Consider the following 19,394-nt stretch of genomic DNA (forward strand, 5'->3'; position numbering starts at 1 on the left):
GATGGACGTCCACCAAGGTAGTAAGAGCATCAACTTTCCGATGCGAAACTGCTCCGGACTTCGTCGGCCGCCGCCAACCACGCGTCGCGGTCGGTGAACTCCTCCACGCGCACTCCTTGGGACGGATCGTCACCGGCGACACCGAACACCTCGAGCCGATACGCCGGCAGACCGGTTCGCGGATCGGCAACGACTGAACGGACCATGAGGGCGTCGGTTTCGATGTGCGCCTCCACCCACCGCGCGGACCCCGTACGCCAGGCGGCAGGGCTCGGCTCCTCGATGACAGCCCAGGTCAGCCCCGCGGCACGGGCCCGCTCGACCGCCTGTCGTCGCAGTTCATCGGCCTGCTCCTGAAGCAGGCCGCGCAGCCGCTGTGACATCGCGGCCTCGACCACGAGGGCGGTGTCGAGGCCGTCGAGAGGAACACCCTCGGCACCGGCGGCGGCGACCAGCCAGCCGGTCAGACCGTCCGCACCGGCGGCGAGCTCATCGAGGCTCGCGCAGGTCTCCGAAAGTCGTCGGGCGAGCAATCCTACGAGGAGCACCGCGCGCTGGTAGCGGTCCGCGTCAACCATCGCGAGGGGAAAGAGCCGGTCCTCGGCCTCGCGCAGTCGGCGGGCCAACGCGGCGTGTTCGGCCGGTATCCCGGCCGGACCGACGTTGTCCCCGGCGGCCGACGGTGGCAGCGACTCAAACATGGCACCTCAACATGACACTTCCGGACCCTTGGCAAGCTCGGCGGTCGTTCACTATCGTGATCATTCCAAGTCGCATCCTAGACGACAGTGCGCGGGCGTCATACGCCCATCGCGGAAGGAAGCCCCTGTGCTCAGGACAGCGGTCGTCGCGCTCGGCGGAAACGCATTCACCCGCGAGCACCAGAGCGGTACATACGAAGAAATGGCCTCGAACGCACACGCGATGGCGGCAGCGGTCCATGGGCTCCGGCAGGCCGGCTGGCGCGTCGTCGTGGTCCATGGCAATGGCCCACAGGTGGGAAACCTGGCGATCCAGCAGGACGCTGGTGAACCTCTGGTACCGGGCCTGCCGCTGTTCGCGCTCGGCTCGATGACCCAGGGCATGCTCGGCAGCCTCTTCTGCCTCGCGCTCCGTGAGGTGTGCGGCGACGACTCACCCGACGTGGTGGCCGTGGTGACGCACATGCGGGTTGACGCCCGCGACCCGGCCTTCGACCATCCCACGAAGCCCATCGGTCCGTTCTTCTCCGCCGCGGCGGCGCAGGAATTGGCCCAGGCGAAGGGCTGGCAGGTCGTCGAGGATGCCGGGCGCGGGTACCGCCGGGTGGTGCCCTCCCCCGCACCGGTGGAGATCGTCGAGGCCCGGGGGATCACTCGCCTCCTCGATGAGGGTTTCGTCGTCGTCGCGGCCGGCGGTGGCGGCATCCCGGTCACGGACCACAACGGCCGCCTGGCGGGCGTCGAAGCCGTCATCGACAAGGATCTCGCCGCCGCACTGCTCGCCGTGGACATCGGCGCGCACGCCCTCGTCCTCGTCACCGGCGTCGACGCGGTCATGCTCGACTTCGGTACGCCCCGGCAGCGGGCCATCACGACCGCCAGCACCGCCGACATGCGCCAGCACCTGCTGGACGGGCAGTTCCCTGAGGGCAGCATGGCGCCGAAGGTACGCGCCTGCCTGGAGTTCCTTGACGCCGGTGGCGGATGTGCCGTCATCACGTGCCCCGAACTCGCGCCGTCCGTACTCGCCGGCCATTCCACCGCCGGTACCCGAATCGTCAGCACCCTGGCTAGTCAAGGAGCAGCATGAAGACCGCGATGCGGCTGTTCAAGGACACGTACCTCGACTCCGTCCTCCAGCTTGCCGGAACCCGGGCGATGCGGCAGGTGGAGGGGGTGGAGTGGGCGGCAGCCGCGATGGGCACCGCAGCCAACATCGAGACCCTGCAGGAGCAGGGCTTCACCGCGGATGACATCGCGGGCGCCGCCGCCGGCGACCTGTTCCTCGCCGTACGCGGCGTCGACGAGGCCGCCGTCGAAGCCGCGCTCAAGTCCGGCGAACAGGCGATGTTCGCCGCGCGCGAGAGCGGATCGGGCGCCACGGTGCAGCAGCCACGCTCGCTCGACGAGGCGCTGCGCCAGCAGGCCGGGAGCACGATAGCCGTCGTCTCCGTGCCCGGCGACTACGCCGCCCTGGAAGCGCACAAGGCCCTCGCGCGAGGCCTGGACGTCCTGTTGTTCAGCGACAACGTCTCCGTCTCCGACGAGATCGCGCTCAAGGAGCACGCCGCGCGCCGCGGCCGGTTCGTCATGGGCCCGGGTGCCGGCACGGCGATGCTCGCCGGTACGGGCCTGGGCTTCGCCAACGTCGTAAACCCGGGCCGGGTTGGGGTCATCGCCGCGGCGGGTACCGGAGCGCAGGAGGCGATGGCGCTGCTCGACCGGTGGGGCGTCGGCGTCTCGCACGTCGTCGGGTTGGGCGGCCGCGACCTGTCCGAGGCTGTGGACGGCCGGATGGCGGCCCTGGCTCTCGAGGCGCTGCGCGACGACCCGGCGACCGAGGTGATCCTGCTCGTCTCCAAGCCACCCGCGGAGTCCGTGGCGCAGAAGGTGCTGTCCCTGGCCGGCGACACCCCGCTCGTGGCCTCGCTCATCGGCCTGAGCCCCGACGCGACCGTGCCGGAGGGCGTCTACGTGTCGGACACCCTTGAGGGTGGCGTGGTCAGGACGCTCGACGTACTGGGGATCGCGGCGCCGGACCGGACCCGGCTGCGGGGCCCGAGCGTTGAAGACGCCATCGCCCGGGTGGCACCCGCCCGTACGACGGTTCGCGGGCTCTACTCCGGCGGAACGCTCTGCTACGAGGCGCTCGTCCTGCTCGGACGTACCCTCGGCCCGGTGTGGTCCAATACGCCGATCGACAAGCGCTACGGCCTTCCCGCGCCCGAGCACGCCAGCGTCTGCCTGGACCTCGGCGAGGAGGAGTACACGAAGGGACGTCCACACCCGATGATCGACCCTGAGGCCCGCGTCGAGATGCTCCGGGAGGTCGGGCAGGACCCCGACGTCGCCGTGGTGCTGCTCGACGTCGTGCTGGGCCACGGCTCCCACCCGGACCCGGCCGGCATGCTCGCGCCGGTGTGCGCCGAGATCTCCGGTCCCGACGGGCCGCAGGTCGTCGCGTACGTGCTCGGCACCGGCCAGGACCCCCAGGGCTACGAAGACCAGGTACGTAAGCTCGTCGACGCCGGTTGCATCGTCACCGAGACGGCAGCCCGCGCGGCGCTCACCGCCGCGGCGATCGCCACCCGTACGCCACAGACCGCGACGGCCGTCCTATGAGCTACCGCGGCCGGGTCGGCCTGCTCACCTACTCGACCAAGCCTCGAGGCGGAGTCGTCCACACCCTCGCCCTCGCCGAGGCGCTGGTCGCCGCCGGCGTGGACGTCCACATCTTCGCTCTCGGCGGCGAGGACGGCGCGTTCTTCCGGGACACGCAGGTACCCTTCACCCTCTTCCCCGCCCCGTCCGGGATCGACTCGCTGGAGGAGAAGGTCTTCGCCTCGGTCGACTCGATCGCCACCGGTCTGGCGGGTGTCGTGGACGAGTTCGACCTCTTCCACTCCCAGGACTGCATCTCGGCCCGGGCGGCGACCCGGATCCGTGACGAGAAGGCCGGACCGCCGGTTCTGCGCACCGTCCACCACGTGGACGACTTCACGACGCCGGCCCTCATCGACTGCCAGCGCAAGGCGATCATCGAGCCCGACCACCTGCTCGTCGTCAGCGAGCAGTGGCGGGGGATTCTTCGTGAGGAGTACGGCGTCACCGCCGACGTCGTGCGCAACGGCGTGGACCCGTCGCGGTTCCCCCCGGTGACCGCGCAGCGCAGAGCCGAACTGCGCGCGTCGGTCGGCGCCGAGGACCGGTTCCTCTTCATCTCGGTCGGCGGCATCGAGCCCCGCAAGGGGAGCAAGACGCTGTTCGAGGCTCTCGGGCTGCTGCGCGATCGCGGCCTGCGCCCCGTCCTGGTGGTGCTGGGCGGCCATTCGTTCCAGGACTATGAGGCCTACCGGCGCGAGGCGCTCGCGATGTTGCCCGATCTCGGGCTCGAGCTCGGCACCGACGTCATCGGAGTGGGCACCGTGTCCGAGGATGTGCTCGGCGCGTGGTACCGCAGCGCCGACGCGCTCGCGTTTCCTTCAGTGAAGGAAGGCTTCGGGCTCGTCGCGCTGGAGGGCCTGGCCGCCGGCCTGCCGGTGGTGGCGAGCGACCTGCCGGTGTTTCGTGAATTCCTCACCGACGGCCGGGACGCGCTGCTGCCCGCCGTCGGTGAGCCGACGGCGCTCGCCGATGCGCTGGAGCGGGTCATGACCGACGAGCGGCTGCGGTCCACCCTCGTCGCGGGCGGCCACACGGTACTGCCGTCGTTCACGTGGTCGGCGTCGGCCGCCCGGCACGCCGAGATCTACCAGGCGGTACGGCCGATCTGACCGGCCGTACCGCGGCGCTAGTGGTCGTGATCGCCATGGTCGTGGCCGTGGCCGTGATCGCCATGGTCGTGGCCGTGGTCCCAGCCGGCGGGGCGGGCCGCGAGTTCGGCGGCCCGCTCCTGCACAGCACCGGCGGTGACGAATTCCCGCGCCACGACGACCTGCTCGAGGGCGTCGAGCCAGCAGCGGTAATAGCTGAAGCACTCCCCCGGTTCGTGGGACGTTTCCCAGTCGGCGATCCGGACGATGAGGCGCTGGCGGAACTCCTCCCACTCGAAGGCGCCCGCCTCGTTCAGGGTCATCGCCAGGCCGAAGGCGCGGCTCTCCCACGGCTCGGCGAACACCAGCTCACCATTGGAGCGCGGCGGGGCGGCCGGGCCGTCGACGTCGAGGGAGACCGTGAGCGCGGCGGTCATGCCATCACCCGGGCCACGCCCGCCATGGTGTCCCGCGTCACGAGCGGTGCCAGCTGCTCCTCGGTGAAGCCCTCGGTGCCGGCAGGACGCTCGGGCAGCACGAAGTAGCGCACCTCCGAGCTCGAGTCCCACACCTGAATCTGCACGTCGTCGGCGAGCTGAAGGCCCATCTCGGCCAGCACCGTGCGCGGCTCCTTCACCACCCGCGCCCGGTAGGCCGGGTCCTTGTACCAGGCCGGCGGCAGCCCGAGCAGCGGCCAGGGGTAGCAGGAGCAGAGGGTACAGACGACGACGTTGTGCACGTCCGGCGTGTTCTCCACGACGACGATGTGCTCGCCCTGCGGCCCCCTGAAGCCCAGCTCGGCGACTGCGGCGGTACCGTTTTCGAGCAGCCGCGCCTTGTACTCCGGGTCCGTCCACGCCTTGGCGACGACCTTGGCGCCGTTGAGGGGGCCGACATCGGTCTCGTACATCTTGATGAAGCCGTCCATGACCTTCGGGTCGACGAGGCCGCGCTCGACGAGCAACTGCTCGAGCGCCTCGGTACGCAGCGCGATGGGTACGCGGGTCATGCCGCTTCCTCCAGGTAGTCCTCGTAGAGGTCGATGTTGAGGTCGAACCGCTCGGCGTCGGCGCCGAAGAGCTCGTGGGAGTCGAAGCGCACGGTGTACACCCACTGCGCGTTCTCTCCCTGGAAGTGGGCGTGGGTGTCCGGCAGCAACTGTGCCGGCTCGACGATGACGACGGTCCCCTCGTGGCCCATGACGTAGCGCGGCAGCCGGGTGTGCCCCGCGGGCTCGACCGTCTTTGCCCGTACCCGGTCGCCCACCTTGTACTTCTGCGGCGCCTCGACCGAGCGGATCGACCCCGCGGCGGTGGGCGCATAGTCGGGCTTGTTCGGCTCGGGGGCTGGCGGTTCCTCGACCCGGCCACCGGACAGATTGGTCGCCCGTGCCTCGACCGCGCCGGGGGCGATGATCGAGCTGTCGTAGAGCAGGTTCTCCGCGCCGTGCAGCCAGCGGCCGTAGTAGCCGTCGTCGAGGTAGTCCGCCCGGTCGAGGCGGTCCATCGCGTGGCGGAAGGCGTCGAGGTTGGTCCCCGACAGGCGCATCGAGAGCAGCGCCAGCGCGAAGGCGCGAGCCTGCCACCGATCCTCGAAGACCGGCTCGTTCGGCACCGGAACCGGGGCACGGCCCCAGCCGTCGGTACCGCCCATGTCGTGGATGCCGGTCGCAGGTTGGACGTTGCTCACGGTGCCCTCCTCTTCACCAGGGGAACGGGATGGTGGCGTCGGGTGGGGAACCGGGAGGACTCCCCACCCGACGGGTCCTGAGCGGTCAGACCGTCCAGGTGTTGAGCTGGAAGGCGCCTTCCTGCCAGGAGGTGAGCGCGATGTCGAGCACGTCCAGCGGGTTGAACGGGATGACGCCGGGGATCAGGTCGTCCTCGCGGAACCCGTACAGCGCGCCCATGGCGAAGCGGCAGGCGTAGATCTTCGCGCCCTCGTTGATGAGGGTCTTGATCTGGTTGTTAATGGCGAGGTTGCCCGGGAATCCCTCCTTGCCGACGGTGGGGTAGCCGCGGGTACCGGAGGCGAGCAGGACGGCGGGGCCGTACAGAACGATGCTGACGTCGAAACCCTTCCGGACCAGCCGGGTCGACGTGAGCAGGTTGACCAGGGCTACCGAGCCCTCGAAGGGGACGGTGTGGATGAAGACGTACGCCTTCTGCCCCGGCTTGGCCTTGATGTCGGGGAAGAGCTTCTCTTCGGTGTTGTACAGGTATTCACCTTCGGCCGGCAGTTCGGTGTTGACGGTCTTCGGCATGTGCCCTCCTGGTTGGGTGACCGACGTGGTCTGTTCGGGTCGCTGGTCTGCGCGCCTGTGCTATACCGCCGGGCCGGCCGGCGGGGTGGGCTTCGACCAGTGCTTGCGGTGGCTGCCGGGCATGGCAACCATGAACCTGCGGCGGATCGCCCAGGGCGTCAGCCGGTAGACCGGGACGAAGACCCGGGTCCAGAAAACGGAGCCGTGGATCGGCGGCGGTGTGATGCCGTGGGCGCGCGCTACCCGCGCCTGCGCGTCGCGCAGCAGGTAGTGCTGCGCGTTCTCCCTGACCCAGCGCGTGAACGACGCCATTTCACGCCCCCTTGCGGGCCTCGGCCACGCCATTCTGGGCGGCCACGGCGATGGGTTCGTTGAGCGCGCCGATCGGCGGCGAATAGACGTTCTCCATCGTCGCGAGGTCGTGCAGGGTCAGTCCCTTGCGGACCGCGACGCCGAGGAAGTCGGCGCGCTCCTTGATGCCCTCGCCGCCGACCATCTGCGCGCCGATCAGGCGCAGGGTGCCGGGCTCGGCGAGGAGCTTGACGCGTACCTGTTTCACCCCCGGGTAGTAGCGCGCGCGGGAGATACCCGTGGCCCTGCCGACGACGTGCGGGATGCCGAGCGCGCCGGCCGCGACCTCACCGAGGGCGACGCCACCGATCATCCACTTGCCCGCGACCATCCCCCACGGCACGTAGACCGACTGGTAGGCACGGTCACCGCCGCCGGCGTTGAAGCCGGCCACCTTGCCCTGCGCGTACGCGTGGCTGCCGGTGAGGCCCTGCAGCGGCAGACCGCCCAGGCCGTGCGGGATCTCGCACACGTCGCCGGCCGCCCACACGTCGCGCGCAGAGGTGCGCATGTGGTCGTCGATGACGACGCCTCCGGTGGAGCCCGCCGTGACGCCGGCCGCCATGGCGAGAGCGTTGTTGGGCACCTTGTGCGTGGCGACCACGACCAGGTCGCACGCGATCTCCCCGTTCGAGGTCGCGACGCCGCGGACGTGGCCCTTGCCGTTGTCGAGGAAGCCCTTGAGCTCGGTGTTCCAGTGCATCGTCACACCCATCTCAGCCCAGGACTCCTGCACCGGAGCGGCGATGTCCGGGTCGCACAGCTCCCCGAGGGCCCACGGGTGCGGGTCGATCAGATGTGTCTCGATGCCGCGGTGGGCGAGCGCGGTGACCATCTCCAGGCCGAGCGCCGAGGCCTCGACGATGACGGCCTTCTTGACCGTATCGAGGACCTTGTCCCACTCCATGGCCGCGCGGATGTTTTTCACATAGTAGAGGCCACCGAGGCCAGCTCCCGCCACGCCGGGGTCCTTGTAGTCGAAGCCGGTGGCGACGACGAGGGAGTCGTAGGAAACCTCACCCTCGCCCTCCACCCGGATCTTCTTCGCGGCCGTGTCGATGGACCGGACGGTCGTCTCGTACCGGACATCGATCCCGGCGTCCACGTAGGACTGCTTGTCGGCGAGGAACAGCGCCTGAAAGTCCGGGATCTCCTTGCCGTGCACGTACGGAATACCGCAGGGGCTGTAGGCGACGTCTTCGAACTGGGTATAGACGACCACCTTGTTGGCCGGATCGGCGGCCTTGGCGCCACCCGCCGCCCCGAGCCCCGCAGCGCCACCGCCGACGATCACCACTTTACGAGCCAACGGATCCTCCTGCTGTAGGGCAGAGTGTGGGGTGCGCGTTCATCATCGAACACTGCCCGTTGACTATGATGCACGGGATTTCACGATGTCAACAGCCACGCGCGTTACTCTTGGACGTCGACACGACGAGGAGCTGACATGCCCGCCAATGACGTCTCGCCGCCGGTCGAGGCCGAAGAAGCACGCCCGACCCAGGTCGAGGAGATCGTCAGCCTCATCGGGCCGAAACTGTACGAACTGCGCAGGGCACGGGGGTACTCCCTGCAACAGCTGGCCACGATCAGCGATGTCTCATCCGCGGCGATCCACAAGATCGAACGCAACGGCATGGTCCCCACCATCACCACGCTGCTCAAGCTCGGCACCGCGCTCGGGGTCCAGGTGAGCCACTTCGTGGCCGAGGAGGGGATGCCGCCCGAGCGCGTCAAGTACACGCCCGCGGAGCAGCGCCCGGTGGTCTACACGCCACACAAGGGCCTCTCTCTCGCCGGCATCACCGGCTCCTACCGCCAGTTCGAGACCGCCGCGGCGATGGCCACGGTGATCCCGGGCGCGAACAGCGGCGAGAAGCTCCTGCAGCACCCTGGCGAGGAGGTCGTCCACGTAGTGGAAGGCGTGCTCACCTTCGATATCGGCGGCCAGTCCTACGCCCTGGGCGAGGGCGACACGCTGCACTTCGGCGGCGAGGTGCCGCACCAGTGGGGCAACCAGGCCAAGCGGCCGGCTCGGGCGATCTGGATCGCGCTGCGCGGCAGTTGAGGACCGACGCGGCTCGCCTGACTATGACGCCTGGCCCGCCCGGTGATGGACGGTGATGGTGGGCGGACGGCGCAGGGTATTGGTGACGTAACAGACGCGCTCCGCCGAAGCGATGAGGCGCTCGGCGTCCTCATCGGGCAGTCCCGTGACCACCTCGATGGCGATGTCGGCAAACCGCGGCCCGTCATAGGTTCCGGTGACGGTGACCTGTGCCGAAGGTAGTTCCACGGAGCGTTTGCGGGCGCTGTAGACGAGCGCGAGCGCGAAGCAGGACGCAACGGAGGCGAGCAGGTAGTCCGTCGGCTGCGGGCCGGTATCGGTGCCGCCTACGCTCTCCGGCTCGTCGACGCGCAGGTCGAACCGGCCGGCGTCGACGCGGACCTGGTAGCCACCCAGCCATTCTGCGTTGACGGTACGCGTCGACATGCTTACCTCCGTTGCTCCCGTGGCGTTTCCTATAGCGGACAGACACCTACTATACGGGGCTTTCTACCGGTACCGATGGCGCCGACCCGCCGAGCCAGGGCGCCGTGGCGCAGTTCGCGGAGCCGACGAGGACACCGTAGGCGAGGTCGAGCCCGGAGGTGTGCCCGGCCCGGGCCAGTCGCGCGCGCGCCTGGTGCGCTCCCCCGAGGTCCCCGTCGCCGCAGGCGGCGACCAGGTCGTGCAGGGCCGCCAGCGACCGGCCACGAGCGGCCCACTCCAGAAACGCCCGGGAGATGTCGTGGGTGGGCGCCTGCCGGGCGAGCGCCACGAGCCGCGCCTCGTGCGCCGAACCGGCGGCTGCCCGCGCGACGAGGAGCAGACCAGCCACCACGTCGTCGCCGGCCGGCGTCAGCCCGCTACCCCGGCCGGCCAGGACATCCACTGCCGCGGCCAGTCCACGCCGGCGCAACGTCGCGGACAGCGTCACTTCGCCGGCCGGGCCGGGGCCGTCGTCGAGGTCGAGGACGGGATCATGATCAAGTACGCGGCGCAGCGCGGCCGTTACGGCCGCAGGGTCGGCAAGCGGTCGTGGGCGCCAGACCACGGGGGACCCGGGCACCCGCACCTGGGCGACCCAGAGGTCGCCGCCGTCGACCCGCACCTGCTCGCCGACCACCACCGACGGCAGCGCCGTCACATGGGCGTGCAGCGGACCCGGTTCGACCTCCGTATCGACGAGCGCGAACAGTCCACCGGGGACGGACAGGTAGACGGCGCGGCGGAACACCGCGACCACGCGCCCTGTCCCCCGGCCGGCGAGCAGCGCGGCCGCGCCCTCGCCGACCCGTACCAGACGCATCAGCTCTCGTGCTCAGCTCTCGCGCAACGCCATCAGTGCCTCGCGGAATCCCGCGACCGGGGCGGTGGCGACACCAGCGCCGATCTGACCGGTTCCGTCGCTGGCGTGCAGGATGCCGGTGTTCACCTTCGGCGTGATACCGGTCTCGACCACCCTGCGCACGTCCACACCGAGCGGGGTGCCCCGGAAGTCCATCGTCGGTAGCTTGAACCGGCTGCTCTCCGCGCCGCAGATCTGCACCATCTCGTCGGTGGCGCGGGCGGCGTCGGCCATCGAGCCGCCCAGGAACGCCGCCACGGCCGGTGACCCGGCGGCCGCCGGCCCGCCGAGCCCCACCAGCTCGAGGACGGCGCTGTCGCCGATGTCGGGGGCGGCGTCCTCCGGGCCGTACCCGGCATAGAACAACGCGTCCGCCACCGGTGGCGAGTCGGTGACGAACCACCGGTCCAGGCCGGCCAGTTTCACCCCGTACGTCGTGCCGTTACGGGACATCGTCGTCACGATGCTGGCGCCTTCGACCTGCTCGGCCCACAGGGTGAGCGACTTCGCCGCCGCCATCGCGAGGGTCAGGAAGAACAGGTGGTTGGTCGAAAGGTACTCGCAGAACGCCACCGTCTGCGGATCGTCGCCGAGCGCCGCGACCGCCGGCAGGATGTTGCGGATCAGCAGGTTCGTCGAGGCCTGCGTGCGCATGTGGACGTCGTCGCCCATCTGCACGCCCTGCGCCGCGATCGCGAAGACGTCGATCGGGCCGAGCTGAGCCACGATCCGGGCCAGCCGCGGGCCGGCGACCTCACGAAGGAAGACCAGCCGCTCGATCGCGGCGTCCGAGTCGCGGCCGAACCATGCCACGTCGCCCGGGCCCTGCCCGATCGGCGCGAAGGCGCGGGTGCCGCCGGCGGCGTTCTCGACGACGTACACCGGTGCGCTGGGCCCGAGCGCGGTCGCCATCGGCACGACGGTCGCGTGCTCGTTGGCCGAGCCGAGGGTCACCTCACCGGAGCTCAGCAGGGCGTCCGCCGCGGCGACGTCGGCCGCCCACCCTTCGGCCACCACGGCCGCGCGCATGGAACGCTTCAGCGGGTCGCAGACGTCGGTCCACGCGATCGGCGGGCCGGGGTGCAGCAGCATCCGCTCCCCCATGCCCGGCACCACGTCCGCCGCGGTCCGCACGTCGACCAGGCACGGCACGCCCTCGTCGAGCCGGCGCAGCACCTCGGCGTTCGCGGCCTCGATGTCGGCCGAGCGAAGTCCGTACAGATCCGTCAGCGCGCGAACGGCGGCCGGGTCGCCGTCGGCCGGCGGTCGCCAGTCGACGTGCAGCACCGACGCGCCCTGCGCCGCCACCGCATCGGCGAACAGCGGCAGGCCCAGGTTGACGACGCGCGCGTCGGTGGGGAGATCGGTACGGGGGCTCGTCACGGTCATGCTTGCCTCCTTCATTGCCCGGCCAGTTTCCTGGCGCGGGTCCGCAGGTCATCCTCGGCGGCACGGATCGCGCCTCGTCGTGCGTCGACCTCCGCGCGGAACTGCGCGGCCTGGCGGCGTGCCCGGGTGAGCATCGGGTACATCGAGACCGGCGCGGCGCCGCCCAACGCGGTACGGGAGTCGACCAGCGCACGGGGGTCGAGCATCGTCCGCAGCTCGGCGTCGTCGAGTCGCCACGCCTGTCCCACAACGGCGGCCGAGGCGCGCGCGACGGCCTCGGCGTCCAGCGCCGCCCCGCCGGCGCCCCGGTCGCCGAGCTCGCGCACCGCCCGCTGAACGACCCGGTGGGCGGTGCGGTAATCGGCCGCGAAGCGCTGCATGAGCAGCTCCGCGAGGTCGGCGGCCTGGGTGAAGCCCAGGTCCAGTGCCGCGCGCATGCGGTGGGCATCGGCGACGAGCGTGCGGACCACGCCCGTGGTCAGGCGGGTCACCCGGTGGGCGAGGTCGAGGGTACGGGGAAGTTCGCCGTACAGGTAAATGAGGTTGTCGCTGCGCGCCGACGGCGTCTTCGTCACGGCCGCCTGCCCCGCGAGCCGCCCCATGACCACACCGGTCGACCCCCTGATGACGGTCAACGCGTACGGGTTGCGCTTCTGCGGCATGAGGATGCTCGGGCGGCTGTACGCGTCGGCGAGGTCGATGAAGTCGAACTCCGCGCTCGCGAAGATCTCGAGGTCCTCGGCCAGCTTGTCCTGGGTGAGCAGCAGACTGGTGGCCGCCGTGAGCACGTGCAGGAAGGGGTCGGTCTGCCACATCGCGTCGCGGGTGTGCTCCACCGCAGCGTCGAACCCGAGGACCCGCGCGGTGGCGTCCCGGTCGTCGACGATCCGGGAGCCGTTGGCCGCGCCGGAGCCGGCCGGGCTGGCGTTGACGTGGGCGAACTCGGCGAGCAGCCGGCCGGCGTCGCGCAGCGCCGGGTCGGCGAAGGACAGCAGGTAGTGGCCGAACGTCGTCGGCTGGGCCTGCTGCAGGTACGTGTAGTCGGGCATGAGCGTCCCGAGGTGCGCCTCCGCCTGGTCGACCAGGGCCACGGCCAGCGCCGCGCCCGCGTCGATGAGGTCGAGCACCTGCCCGCGCAGCGTGATGCGGAACGCCGTGCGGACGGCCTCGCGCCGGGTACGGCCGGCGCGCAGCCAGCCGGCGTCGTCGCCGATGCACGCCACGAGGTGGCGTTCGCGGGAGTCGTACAGCTCGCCGTACCCGGGGTTGTAGTCGACCGCCTCGGCCGGCAGCGACGCGAGGTCGAGCAGCGCGCCGAGCAGCGCGCCCCGCGCGCCCGCCGGCAGGATCCCGCGCTCGGCGAGCTCGACGGCGTGCGCGAGGTCGGCGAGGTTGAGCGCGTCGTGCAGCACGGGCGCGTCGGCAACCTCCCACCCGTACCCGGCGGCGATCAGTTCGTCGGCCGGCCCTCCGGTCACGCGCGCACCTCCGGCGTGGCGAGCAGTTTGAGCGCGCTCGGCATGCCTCCGGTGTGCCACAGCACGACCGGGGCGCGCTCGCCGGCCTCGATCAGCGCGAGCACGGCGGTGAGCGCCTTCGCGCCGTACGTGGAATCAAACAGCAGTCCCTCGGTGTGCAGGGCGAGCAGCGCGTTGTGCAGGTCGGCCTCGGTCACCTGGCCGAAGCCCGGCCCGGTGGCATCGAGCAGGGTGAGGTCGGGCCCGGTGGGGGCGGGCGCGTCGAGGAGTGCCGCGCACGCGGCGGCGAGCTCCACCACCTCGGCCCCCATCTGCGCCGCCGGCCGGCTCACCGAGACCCCGTACGTACGCCAGGCCGCGCCGAGCGCGGCCCGCCCGGCGAGAAACCCCGACAGCGACGCGCCGGACCCGGTGGGCAGGACAACCACGACGTCCTCGTGTCCCAGCGCCGTGAGCTGCGCCGCCAGCTCCCTGGCGGCGTACGCGAAGCCGAGGGCGCCGGTTGCCGTGGCGCCGCCGCGCGGCACCGGGTACGGCACCCGCCCGTCGGCGCGCAGCTTGTCGGCATGCTGCTCGACCAGCTGGTCGAGTTGGTCGCGGTCGGCCCCGGTGAAGTGGAGGGTGGCGCCGGCTTTCACAGCCATTTCTTGGTTCACGGATAGTTGCCGCGATGCCGGCCCGGACACCAGGACGTCGCACTCCAGTCCGCATACGCGGGCGGCGGCTGCTGCGGCGGCGACGAAGTTCGAGCCGGCCGCGCCGGCGGTGACGAGCACGTCGGCGCGCGCGGCCAGCGCCTCGCCGAGGAGGAACTCCAGCGGGCGGGCCTTGTTCCCGGCGAGCCCGAACCCGGCCAGATCGTCGCGCTTGAGGTAGAGCGGGCCGCAGCCCAGACGTGCTTCGAGGCCCGTCAACCGCTGCAGCGGCGTGGGCAGGATGGCGAGGTGGCGGCGGGGGCGGTTCATACGGTGGTTCCGGGCGTGCCGCGGGCCACGACTGCGTCGACCATGGCGCCTGCCGTACCGATCGCGGGGCTCTCGACCCACGCGGCGAGGTCGGCCGGGTCAGCCACGCCGCGGGAGGCCAGGAGGGCGACCAGGTCGGCGCCGTCCGCAGTGGACAGGGCCTCCTGCATGAGTTCCTGGGCACGGTGCTTGCCGAGCCGCCGGGACAGCTCTGCCAGTACCCGCTCGGAGGCCCACCGCTGCCCGGTGCGGTCCAGGTTGGCGCGCATCCGCGCCTCGTCGACCACAAGACCGTCCAGCAGGTCGCCGGCGAGCGAGGCGGCGGTCCCGGCAGTGAGGGCGACCTCCGGCAGCGCCATCCACTCGGCCTTCCAGGCCCGCCCGTCGCGCTCGTGGCCGCTCACCATGCCCTCGACCAGCACGCCGGCGGCCGCCCGCGCGATTCGCGCGAGGGTGTCGAGGTGCTCACTGGCCTCGGGGTTGCGTTTGTGGGGCATCGTGATGCTGCCGACCGTCGATCCCCGCGGTGCCTCCGACAGCTCCCCGATCTCGGGGCGCTGCAGCTCGTAGACCTCGTTGCCGACCCGGGCGAGAGTGCCGGCGATCATGCTGAGGACGCTGCCGAACTCGGCCACCCGGTCCCGGGTCGCGGTCCACGAGATCCCGGGATCCCGCAGCCCCAGCCGTGCGCAGAATCTTCGGCGCAGCTCCTGGCCGTCGGGCTCGAAGAAGCCCAGTACGCCGACCGCCCCGGCGAGTTGGCCGACCGACCAGCGAGCATCGCCCTCGTCGAGACGGACGATGTGCCGGCCGATCTCGTCGGCCCACGTCGCTGCCTTGAAGCCGAACGTGATCGGGGCACCCGGCTGGCCGTGGGTACGCCCCACCATGACGGTGTCGCGGTGCGCCGCGGCCAGGCGCAGCATCCGCGCGTGCGCGCGGGCGAGATCGGCCCGGACGAGCCGGCCCACGTCCCGCATCACCAGCCCGGACCAGGTGTCGGTGAGGTCCTGTACGGTCGCGCCGTAGTAGACGTACTCGCGCGCCGGCTCCGGCAGCACCTGCTGCAGACCCCGGATGAGACCCAGGGTGGAGTGCGAGGTGTGCCGGGTCTCGGCCGCCACGAATTCGAGGTCGAGCCGCTCCACGCGGGCGTGCTCGGCGATCTGCTCAGCCGCCACGGCGGGGACGAGACCCAGTTCAGCTTGCGCGGCGGCGAGGGCGGCGAGGATGTCCAGCCAGGTCTGCAGCCGGTGCTGGTCGTCGAAGACGCCGACGAGCGCCGGAGTGCTCCACAGGTGGGCGTAGGACGCCGATTCCGTCAGACGGGTCGCCACTCGGGCTCCCACATCAGGGCCACCTCCCGGAGCGCGTCGCGCACCTGGTCGAGCGAGGCGCCCCAAGGGACGACGACCCGTCCGTCCTCGCGCTCGATCCGGTCTTCCAGCAGGCAACACTTGGTGAGGACGGCGGTGCCGGTCTGGTGGCCGCGCTGGCGTGGACACATCTCCACGGTCGGCGGCCGCTCGCCGTAGAACCACTCGTGGATGCCCTGCGACCGCTCGCAGCCGAGCAACGTCCACGGCTCGGCCGGCGGACGCTGGTCGAGGTAGGCCGTGGCGGCGCCGGCGACGGCGACCCCGGAGCCGCTACACGGCAGCAGGTAGCGGGGCGAAGGGGCCTGGGCGGCCAGCTCCTCGAAGGTGATGACGTCGGGTACCGGCAGGATCGGAGGTAGGTCCTCGGCCACCGCCAGCAGACGCTGCACCTGGTCGAACAGCTTCGCCGGCGTCGGTGGCACGACCTCCTGCACGAGCAGGCGCAGCGGCTTGGGGTTGACGATGAAGCTGACGTGCTCGTACCGGCCCTCGACCACGACCGCCCTGGCTTCGGGCGCGCGCTCGACGGCGATCCGCGCGAGAGTCGAGGGCACCGCGGTGTCGGCCTCGGGCGCCACGACGTAGGCGCACTCGTCGGGCGTCGCGAGCACCTCGACCTCGACGATGGGCGAGAAGAGCGGCGCCTCGGACTCCTTCTCGACGCGCAGCAGCGCGGTGCCGCCGGCATCGTCGCGCACCACGAGGAAGCGGGTGCGTCGGTAGGCCTCCCGGCCGAGGAAGTGTTCGCGCAGGCGGTCGGGGTCGAGCGGGAGCCGGGCGTGGCTGACGGACACCCCGCGGTACGCGTTCGGCACCAGGTTGGCCCGCGTGCGGTGAGACTGGAGGGTCACCGCTGTCTACCGAGGACGAGCTCGGCGGTATCGGCGCGTAGCCCCAGCCGGAGGGTCGTGAGTGGGAGCACCTCATCGGGCGCGATGTTGGCGAGGTTGACCTCGTGCCCGAACCGGTTGATCAGCCAGGCCTGCTGGTCCTTGCGCGGCGATTCGAACAGGACGCGGTCGAGGCCGGCCGCGTCGACGGCCGCGTCGATGATGTCCGGCCGTGGGCAGCCGGATCCGTCGTAGACGCCGACCGTGCCGCTCTCGCGGCCCTCGGTGATGACCCAGGTCGCTCCGGCCTCGATGTCCTCGGCGATCTCGTCGTGCCATTGGCGGGCCGACAGGACCACCCGGGCGTCCTTGACTCCGGTCTCAGCGAGCACCGTGAAATTCTCGGCGGCCTTCTTGATGAGCTCACGCTTGTCGTCGAGCGGCATCGGCGCGACCCCGCGCGAAACCTCAACCGCGTCGAAGCCCACGCGCTCCGCCCAGGCGAGGCACTCGTCGGTCTTGCCCTGCGACCACGCCAACTCCAGCAACGTGCCGCCGAGGCAGCAGGCGACGTCATGCTCGTGGAGATAGCCGATTTTCCGGTCGAGCCCCCGGTCGATGTACGCAGTGCCCCAGCCGAACTTCCACACGTCAACGTGCTCGCCCACGCCGTCGAGGAGCGCGGCGGTCGCCTGCGGGGTCAGTCCCTTGTCGAGCACATGGGTAAGCCCCGCGTTGCGGGGCTTACCAGCGCGAGGCGGCAACGACAGAAAAGAAGGACCCACGTTGTCTATGCTATGACGACCATTTACTTTAGGACAAGCCACCGCCACGGCTTGATCCAAAGTTCTCCCGGCGACAGGCTCTGATGGCTCCGCCGTGTGGCACGATCTGCGCGGTCGGGATTGGAAGGCAGGATACCCATGACGAGCAGCCCAGGATCGGCCATCGAGCAGTTCGACGAGGTCGTCGCCGCGGTCCTGAACAACCCTTCGATCGCCGCGAAGCGCACGATCGGGTTGGTGTCCGAGGTGCTCGGCGCCGTCGGGTGGCTCGACGGACCCGGAGACGACGGCGCCGCACTCGATGCCGACGGTCGGACCGTCATCGCATGCGGAGAGGCGCTCTGGCCACCGTTCGTGCGGAACGACCCGTTCGGAGCCGGTATCGCGGCGGTGCTGACGAACGTCAACGACGTCGCCGCCATGGGAGGCATCCCCCTCGGAATCGTCGACACGATCGTCGCCGACGAGGCCACGGCTCGTGCCGCGCTCGAGGGAATGCGGTACGCGGCCGAGCTGTACCGGGTCCCGATCGTCGGCGGGCACCTCACAATTTCAGCCACAGACCCGTCGATCTCGGCGTTCGCCGTGGGGTCCGCGGGCGCGGTACTGTCCACCACCAACGTCCGCGCCGGACAGGATCTCGTCGTCGCCGCGTGCACCGAGGGCACCATGCGCGACGACTTCCCGTTCTTCCCCTCCTTCGAGGAGCGCGGCCCGCACCTCGCCGACGACATCCGACTGCTCCGCGAAATCGCAGATGCCAAGCTCGCGGTGGCCGCTAAGGACATCAGCATGGCCGGACTCGTAGGCTCGCTGGCAATGCTCCTGGAATGGGGGACCTTCGGGGCAACCGTCGATCTCGAGGCTCTTCCCGCTCCCCGCGGCGTGCCGCTGGCACGCTGGTGCAACTGCTTCCCGTGTTACGGGTTCCTGCTCACCTGCGAGCCCGATCGCACCGAGGAGTGCGTGGACCGCTTCACCTCGCGCGGCTTGTCGGCAGCCCGGGTGGGCGGGATCGACACCACCGGCCTGATCGTTCTCGAGGCCGGCGAGCGTTCGCAGACCGTGGTCGACCTGACGCAGACCACGGTGACCGGCCTTCAGCCCCGGCACCGTGCCGGCTGAGAGCGGCGCCACGGCGATCGCGGGATCCACCTGCCACCGCTCCTGATCGCCCCGCTACCGGAGATCCTCGACAGCCACAACCACGACACGGCGTCCGTACTCAGCAATCGTTACGTAGATGACCGGCAAAGAGTCGTTGAGCTGGGACGTCAGTCGGTATCTCCGTACAGCGAACCCGTCAATTCCTTCCGTCCACTTTGGACGTGGATTCTCATGGCCGACTCCGCCCGGTCTCCGTCACCATCGCGAATCGCCTGCACTATGGCGCTGACCTCGAGATAGGAACGATTGATGCGGCCCGCACGCCGCCCGACGATGCGCCCCAGAGCCTGACGTTGGATGTGAAGAATCAGGAGATTGTAGTGCTCGACGAGCCGATCGTTGTTCGCGCCAACAAATATGAGGCGATGAAGGGCCTCGTCTGACGCCAGATACTGCTCGACGTCCTGCACCTCAACAAAGTGCTTCATGAGCTGCATCATGTCCTCGAGCTCAACGATGACGTCCTTGCTTCCGCGTATCGCACAAAGTCTGGCCGCCATCCCTTCAATGCCCTCTCGCACCTCGTAGAGGTTCGTCACGTCTGTCCGCGTGAATCCCCGGACAAATGTTCCCCTACGTCGCTCGATCGTCACGAGGGAAGCGATCTCAAGTGCCTTGAGCGCCTCCCGAACAGGCTGGCGGCTAACCCCGAACTCCCTGGCCAGTCTTTGTTCGGAGAGCTTTTCACCGGGCTCGAGATCGCCGGAGATAATCCTTTCTTGAAGCGACCTGACGATCTCGTCTTTCATTGCCATGGTGTTAAACACCGGCCTTCGCGTGTGTGGGAGCTTCCCCCGCATGCCGGGGTGTTATGCAATCTGCTGGAAGCGTAGCGGTTTCGCAGCCAATCCGACGACATCTAGTTCGGCGACCGCTGCCATTGTCGCATGGTCAGCGTCCCCGCCGTCCGCGGTAGGCGCGCCGGAACAGACATAGACATGA

Annotated in this window: 21 protein-coding genes; 5 read left to right on the forward strand and 16 right to left on the reverse strand. The window is 70.3% G+C overall.

The window, feature by feature from the left end; genetic code table 11:
* Window positions 1–29 precede the first annotated feature (29 nt).
* Window positions 30–701 (reverse strand): hypothetical protein, encoded by a 672-nt coding sequence (locus HC028_RS00620; RefSeq protein ID WP_168071736.1) that lies wholly within the window; start codon window positions 699–701, stop codon window positions 30–32.
* Between the two features lie 127 nt (window positions 702–828).
* Here HC028_RS00620 and HC028_RS00625 point away from each other — a divergent pair, with 127 nt between their 5' ends.
* Genes HC028_RS00625 through HC028_RS00635 form a run of 3 tightly spaced genes read left to right on the forward strand, consistent with a single transcriptional unit; the run spans window position 829 to window position 4,474 of the window.
* Window positions 829–1,791 (forward strand): carbamate kinase, encoded by a 963-nt coding sequence (locus tag HC028_RS00625; protein WP_168071737.1) that lies wholly within the window; start codon window positions 829–831, stop codon window positions 1,789–1,791.
* Window positions 1,788–3,323 (forward strand): protein FdrA, encoded by a 1,536-nt coding sequence (locus tag HC028_RS00630; RefSeq protein ID WP_168071738.1) that lies wholly within the window; start codon window positions 1,788–1,790, stop codon window positions 3,321–3,323. The genes HC028_RS00625 and HC028_RS00630 overlap by 4 nt, the downstream gene beginning before the upstream one ends.
* A complete protein-coding gene (locus HC028_RS00635; RefSeq protein WP_168071739.1) occupies window positions 3,320–4,474 on the forward strand; it encodes an MSMEG_0565 family glycosyltransferase in 1,155 nt (384 codons plus the stop codon). The genes HC028_RS00630 and HC028_RS00635 overlap by 4 nt, the downstream gene beginning before the upstream one ends.
* Window positions 4,475–4,491: 17 nt before the next feature.
* On the opposite strand, the gene HC028_RS00640 is transcribed toward HC028_RS00635, so the two are convergent.
* The 6 genes from HC028_RS00640 to HC028_RS00665 form a co-directional block, all read right to left on the reverse strand.
* Window positions 4,492–4,890 carry a nitrile hydratase accessory protein gene (locus HC028_RS00640; protein ID WP_168071740.1) on the reverse strand — a complete coding sequence of 133 codons (399 nt, stop codon included), beginning with the start codon at window positions 4,888–4,890 and terminating at the stop codon, window positions 4,492–4,494.
* A complete protein-coding gene (gene nthA / locus HC028_RS00645; RefSeq protein WP_168071741.1) occupies window positions 4,887–5,462 on the reverse strand; it encodes a nitrile hydratase subunit alpha in 576 nt (191 codons plus the stop codon). Before nthA ends, HC028_RS00640 begins: the two co-directional genes overlap by 4 nt.
* Complete coding sequence (gene nthB, locus HC028_RS00650) at window positions 5,459–6,142, reverse strand: nitrile hydratase subunit beta (RefSeq protein WP_203981211.1); 684 nt, start codon at window positions 6,140–6,142, stop codon at window positions 5,459–5,461. Before nthB ends, nthA begins: the two co-directional genes overlap by 4 nt.
* A gap of 85 nt (window positions 6,143–6,227) precedes the next feature.
* Window positions 6,228–6,716: an MSMEG_0572/Sll0783 family nitrogen starvation response protein gene (locus HC028_RS00655; protein ID WP_168071742.1), complete on the reverse strand. Its 489-nt coding sequence runs from the start codon at window positions 6,714–6,716 to the stop codon at window positions 6,228–6,230.
* Between the two features lie 60 nt (window positions 6,717–6,776).
* Complete coding sequence (locus tag HC028_RS00660; protein ID WP_168071743.1) at window positions 6,777–7,028, reverse strand: hypothetical protein; 252 nt, start codon at window positions 7,026–7,028, stop codon at window positions 6,777–6,779.
* A 1-nt stretch (window position 7,029) separates the two neighbouring features.
* Complete coding sequence (locus HC028_RS00665; protein ID WP_168071744.1) at window positions 7,030–8,376, reverse strand: FAD-dependent oxidoreductase; 1,347 nt, start codon at window positions 8,374–8,376, stop codon at window positions 7,030–7,032.
* A gap of 138 nt (window positions 8,377–8,514) precedes the next feature.
* Here HC028_RS00665 and HC028_RS00670 point away from each other — a divergent pair, with 138 nt between their 5' ends.
* A complete protein-coding gene (locus tag HC028_RS00670; RefSeq protein ID WP_168071745.1) occupies window positions 8,515–9,135 on the forward strand; it encodes a helix-turn-helix domain-containing protein in 621 nt (206 codons plus the stop codon).
* Between the two features lie 21 nt (window positions 9,136–9,156).
* Here HC028_RS00670 and HC028_RS00675 read toward each other — a convergent pair whose 3' ends face one another.
* From HC028_RS00675 to HC028_RS00710, 8 genes are read right to left on the reverse strand one after another with little or no spacing between them, the layout of a single operon-like run.
* The gene (locus tag HC028_RS00675) at window positions 9,157–9,561 is read right to left on the reverse strand and encodes an OsmC family protein (protein ID WP_168071746.1); all 405 of its coding nucleotides are present in this window, start codon (window positions 9,559–9,561) and stop codon (window positions 9,157–9,159) included.
* A gap of 49 nt (window positions 9,562–9,610) precedes the next feature.
* Complete coding sequence (locus HC028_RS00680; protein WP_168071747.1) at window positions 9,611–10,420, reverse strand: oxamate carbamoyltransferase subunit AllH family protein; 810 nt, start codon at window positions 10,418–10,420, stop codon at window positions 9,611–9,613.
* A 12-nt stretch (window positions 10,421–10,432) separates the two neighbouring features.
* Window positions 10,433–11,848: a YlbE family protein gene (locus HC028_RS00685; protein WP_203981210.1), complete on the reverse strand. Its 1,416-nt coding sequence runs from the start codon at window positions 11,846–11,848 to the stop codon at window positions 10,433–10,435.
* 11 nt (window positions 11,849–11,859) lie between these two features.
* Complete coding sequence (locus tag HC028_RS00690; protein WP_168071748.1) at window positions 11,860–13,326, reverse strand: lyase family protein; 1,467 nt, start codon at window positions 13,324–13,326, stop codon at window positions 11,860–11,862.
* Entirely contained in the window at window positions 13,323–14,291 is a 969-nt protein-coding gene (locus tag HC028_RS00695; RefSeq protein WP_168071749.1) for a 1-aminocyclopropane-1-carboxylate deaminase/D-cysteine desulfhydrase, read from the reverse strand. The genes HC028_RS00690 and HC028_RS00695 overlap by 4 nt, the downstream gene beginning before the upstream one ends.
* A complete protein-coding gene (gene xcbD / locus HC028_RS00700) occupies window positions 14,288–15,628 on the reverse strand; it encodes a 3-sulfopropionylcysteine synthase XcbD (RefSeq protein ID WP_168071750.1) in 1,341 nt (446 codons plus the stop codon). Before xcbD ends, HC028_RS00695 begins: the two co-directional genes overlap by 4 nt.
* Window positions 15,613–16,521 carry an XcbA family protein gene (locus tag HC028_RS00705; RefSeq protein WP_168071751.1) on the reverse strand — a complete coding sequence of 303 codons (909 nt, stop codon included), beginning with the start codon at window positions 16,519–16,521 and terminating at the stop codon, window positions 15,613–15,615. Before HC028_RS00705 ends, xcbD begins: the two co-directional genes overlap by 16 nt.
* The gene (locus HC028_RS00710; protein ID WP_168071752.1) at window positions 16,518–17,285 is read right to left on the reverse strand and encodes a phosphosulfolactate synthase; all 768 of its coding nucleotides are present in this window, start codon (window positions 17,283–17,285) and stop codon (window positions 16,518–16,520) included. Before HC028_RS00710 ends, HC028_RS00705 begins: the two co-directional genes overlap by 4 nt.
* A gap of 138 nt (window positions 17,286–17,423) precedes the next feature.
* On the opposite strand from HC028_RS00710, the gene HC028_RS00715 reads away from it, so the two are divergent.
* Complete coding sequence (locus tag HC028_RS00715) at window positions 17,424–18,410, forward strand: AIR synthase related protein (RefSeq protein ID WP_168071753.1); 987 nt, start codon at window positions 17,424–17,426, stop codon at window positions 18,408–18,410.
* Window positions 18,411–18,559: 149 nt separating this feature from the next.
* On the opposite strand, the gene HC028_RS00720 is transcribed toward HC028_RS00715, so the two are convergent.
* Window positions 18,560–19,201: a GntR family transcriptional regulator gene (locus HC028_RS00720; RefSeq protein ID WP_168071754.1), complete on the reverse strand. Its 642-nt coding sequence runs from the start codon at window positions 19,199–19,201 to the stop codon at window positions 18,560–18,562.
* Window positions 19,202–19,394 lie beyond the last annotated feature (193 nt).

This window comes from Planosporangium flavigriseum, assembly GCF_011947225.1.
In the GTDB taxonomy this organism is placed as follows: Bacteria; Actinomycetota; Actinomycetes; order Mycobacteriales; family Micromonosporaceae; genus Planosporangium; species Planosporangium flavigriseum.

Excerpts from the sequence above, each read along its gene's own strand:
- HC028_RS00620 (WP_168071736.1), bottom strand. The coding sequence starts at position 701 with ATGTTTGAGTCGCTGCCACCGTCGGCCGCCGGGGACAACGTCGGTCCG.
- HC028_RS00630 (WP_168071738.1), top strand. The coding sequence starts at position 1,788 with ATGAAGACCGCGATGCGGCTGTTCAAGGACACGTACCTCGACTCCGTC.
- HC028_RS00635 (WP_168071739.1), top strand. The coding sequence starts at position 3,320 with ATGAGCTACCGCGGCCGGGTCGGCCTGCTCACCTACTCGACCAAGCCT.
- HC028_RS00640 (WP_168071740.1), bottom strand. The coding sequence starts at position 4,890 with ATGACCGCCGCGCTCACGGTCTCCCTCGACGTCGACGGCCCGGCCGCC.
- nthA (WP_168071741.1), bottom strand. The coding sequence starts at position 5,462 with ATGACCCGCGTACCCATCGCGCTGCGTACCGAGGCGCTCGAGCAGTTG.
- HC028_RS00655 (WP_168071742.1), bottom strand. The coding sequence starts at position 6,716 with ATGCCGAAGACCGTCAACACCGAACTGCCGGCCGAAGGTGAATACCTG.
- HC028_RS00660 (WP_168071743.1), bottom strand. The coding sequence starts at position 7,028 with ATGGCGTCGTTCACGCGCTGGGTCAGGGAGAACGCGCAGCACTACCTG.
- HC028_RS00670 (WP_168071745.1), top strand. The coding sequence starts at position 8,515 with ATGCCCGCCAATGACGTCTCGCCGCCGGTCGAGGCCGAAGAAGCACGC.
- HC028_RS00675 (WP_168071746.1), bottom strand. The coding sequence starts at position 9,561 with ATGTCGACGCGTACCGTCAACGCAGAATGGCTGGGTGGCTACCAGGTC.
- HC028_RS00680 (WP_168071747.1), bottom strand. The coding sequence starts at position 10,420 with ATGCGTCTGGTACGGGTCGGCGAGGGCGCGGCCGCGCTGCTCGCCGGC.
- HC028_RS00685 (WP_203981210.1), bottom strand. The coding sequence starts at position 11,848 with ATGACCGTGACGAGCCCCCGTACCGATCTCCCCACCGACGCGCGCGTC.
- HC028_RS00695 (WP_168071749.1), bottom strand. The coding sequence starts at position 14,291 with ATGAACCGCCCCCGCCGCCACCTCGCCATCCTGCCCACGCCGCTGCAG.
- HC028_RS00715 (WP_168071753.1), top strand. The coding sequence starts at position 17,424 with ATGACGAGCAGCCCAGGATCGGCCATCGAGCAGTTCGACGAGGTCGTC.
- HC028_RS00720 (WP_168071754.1), bottom strand. The coding sequence starts at position 19,201 with ATGAAAGACGAGATCGTCAGGTCGCTTCAAGAAAGGATTATCTCCGGC.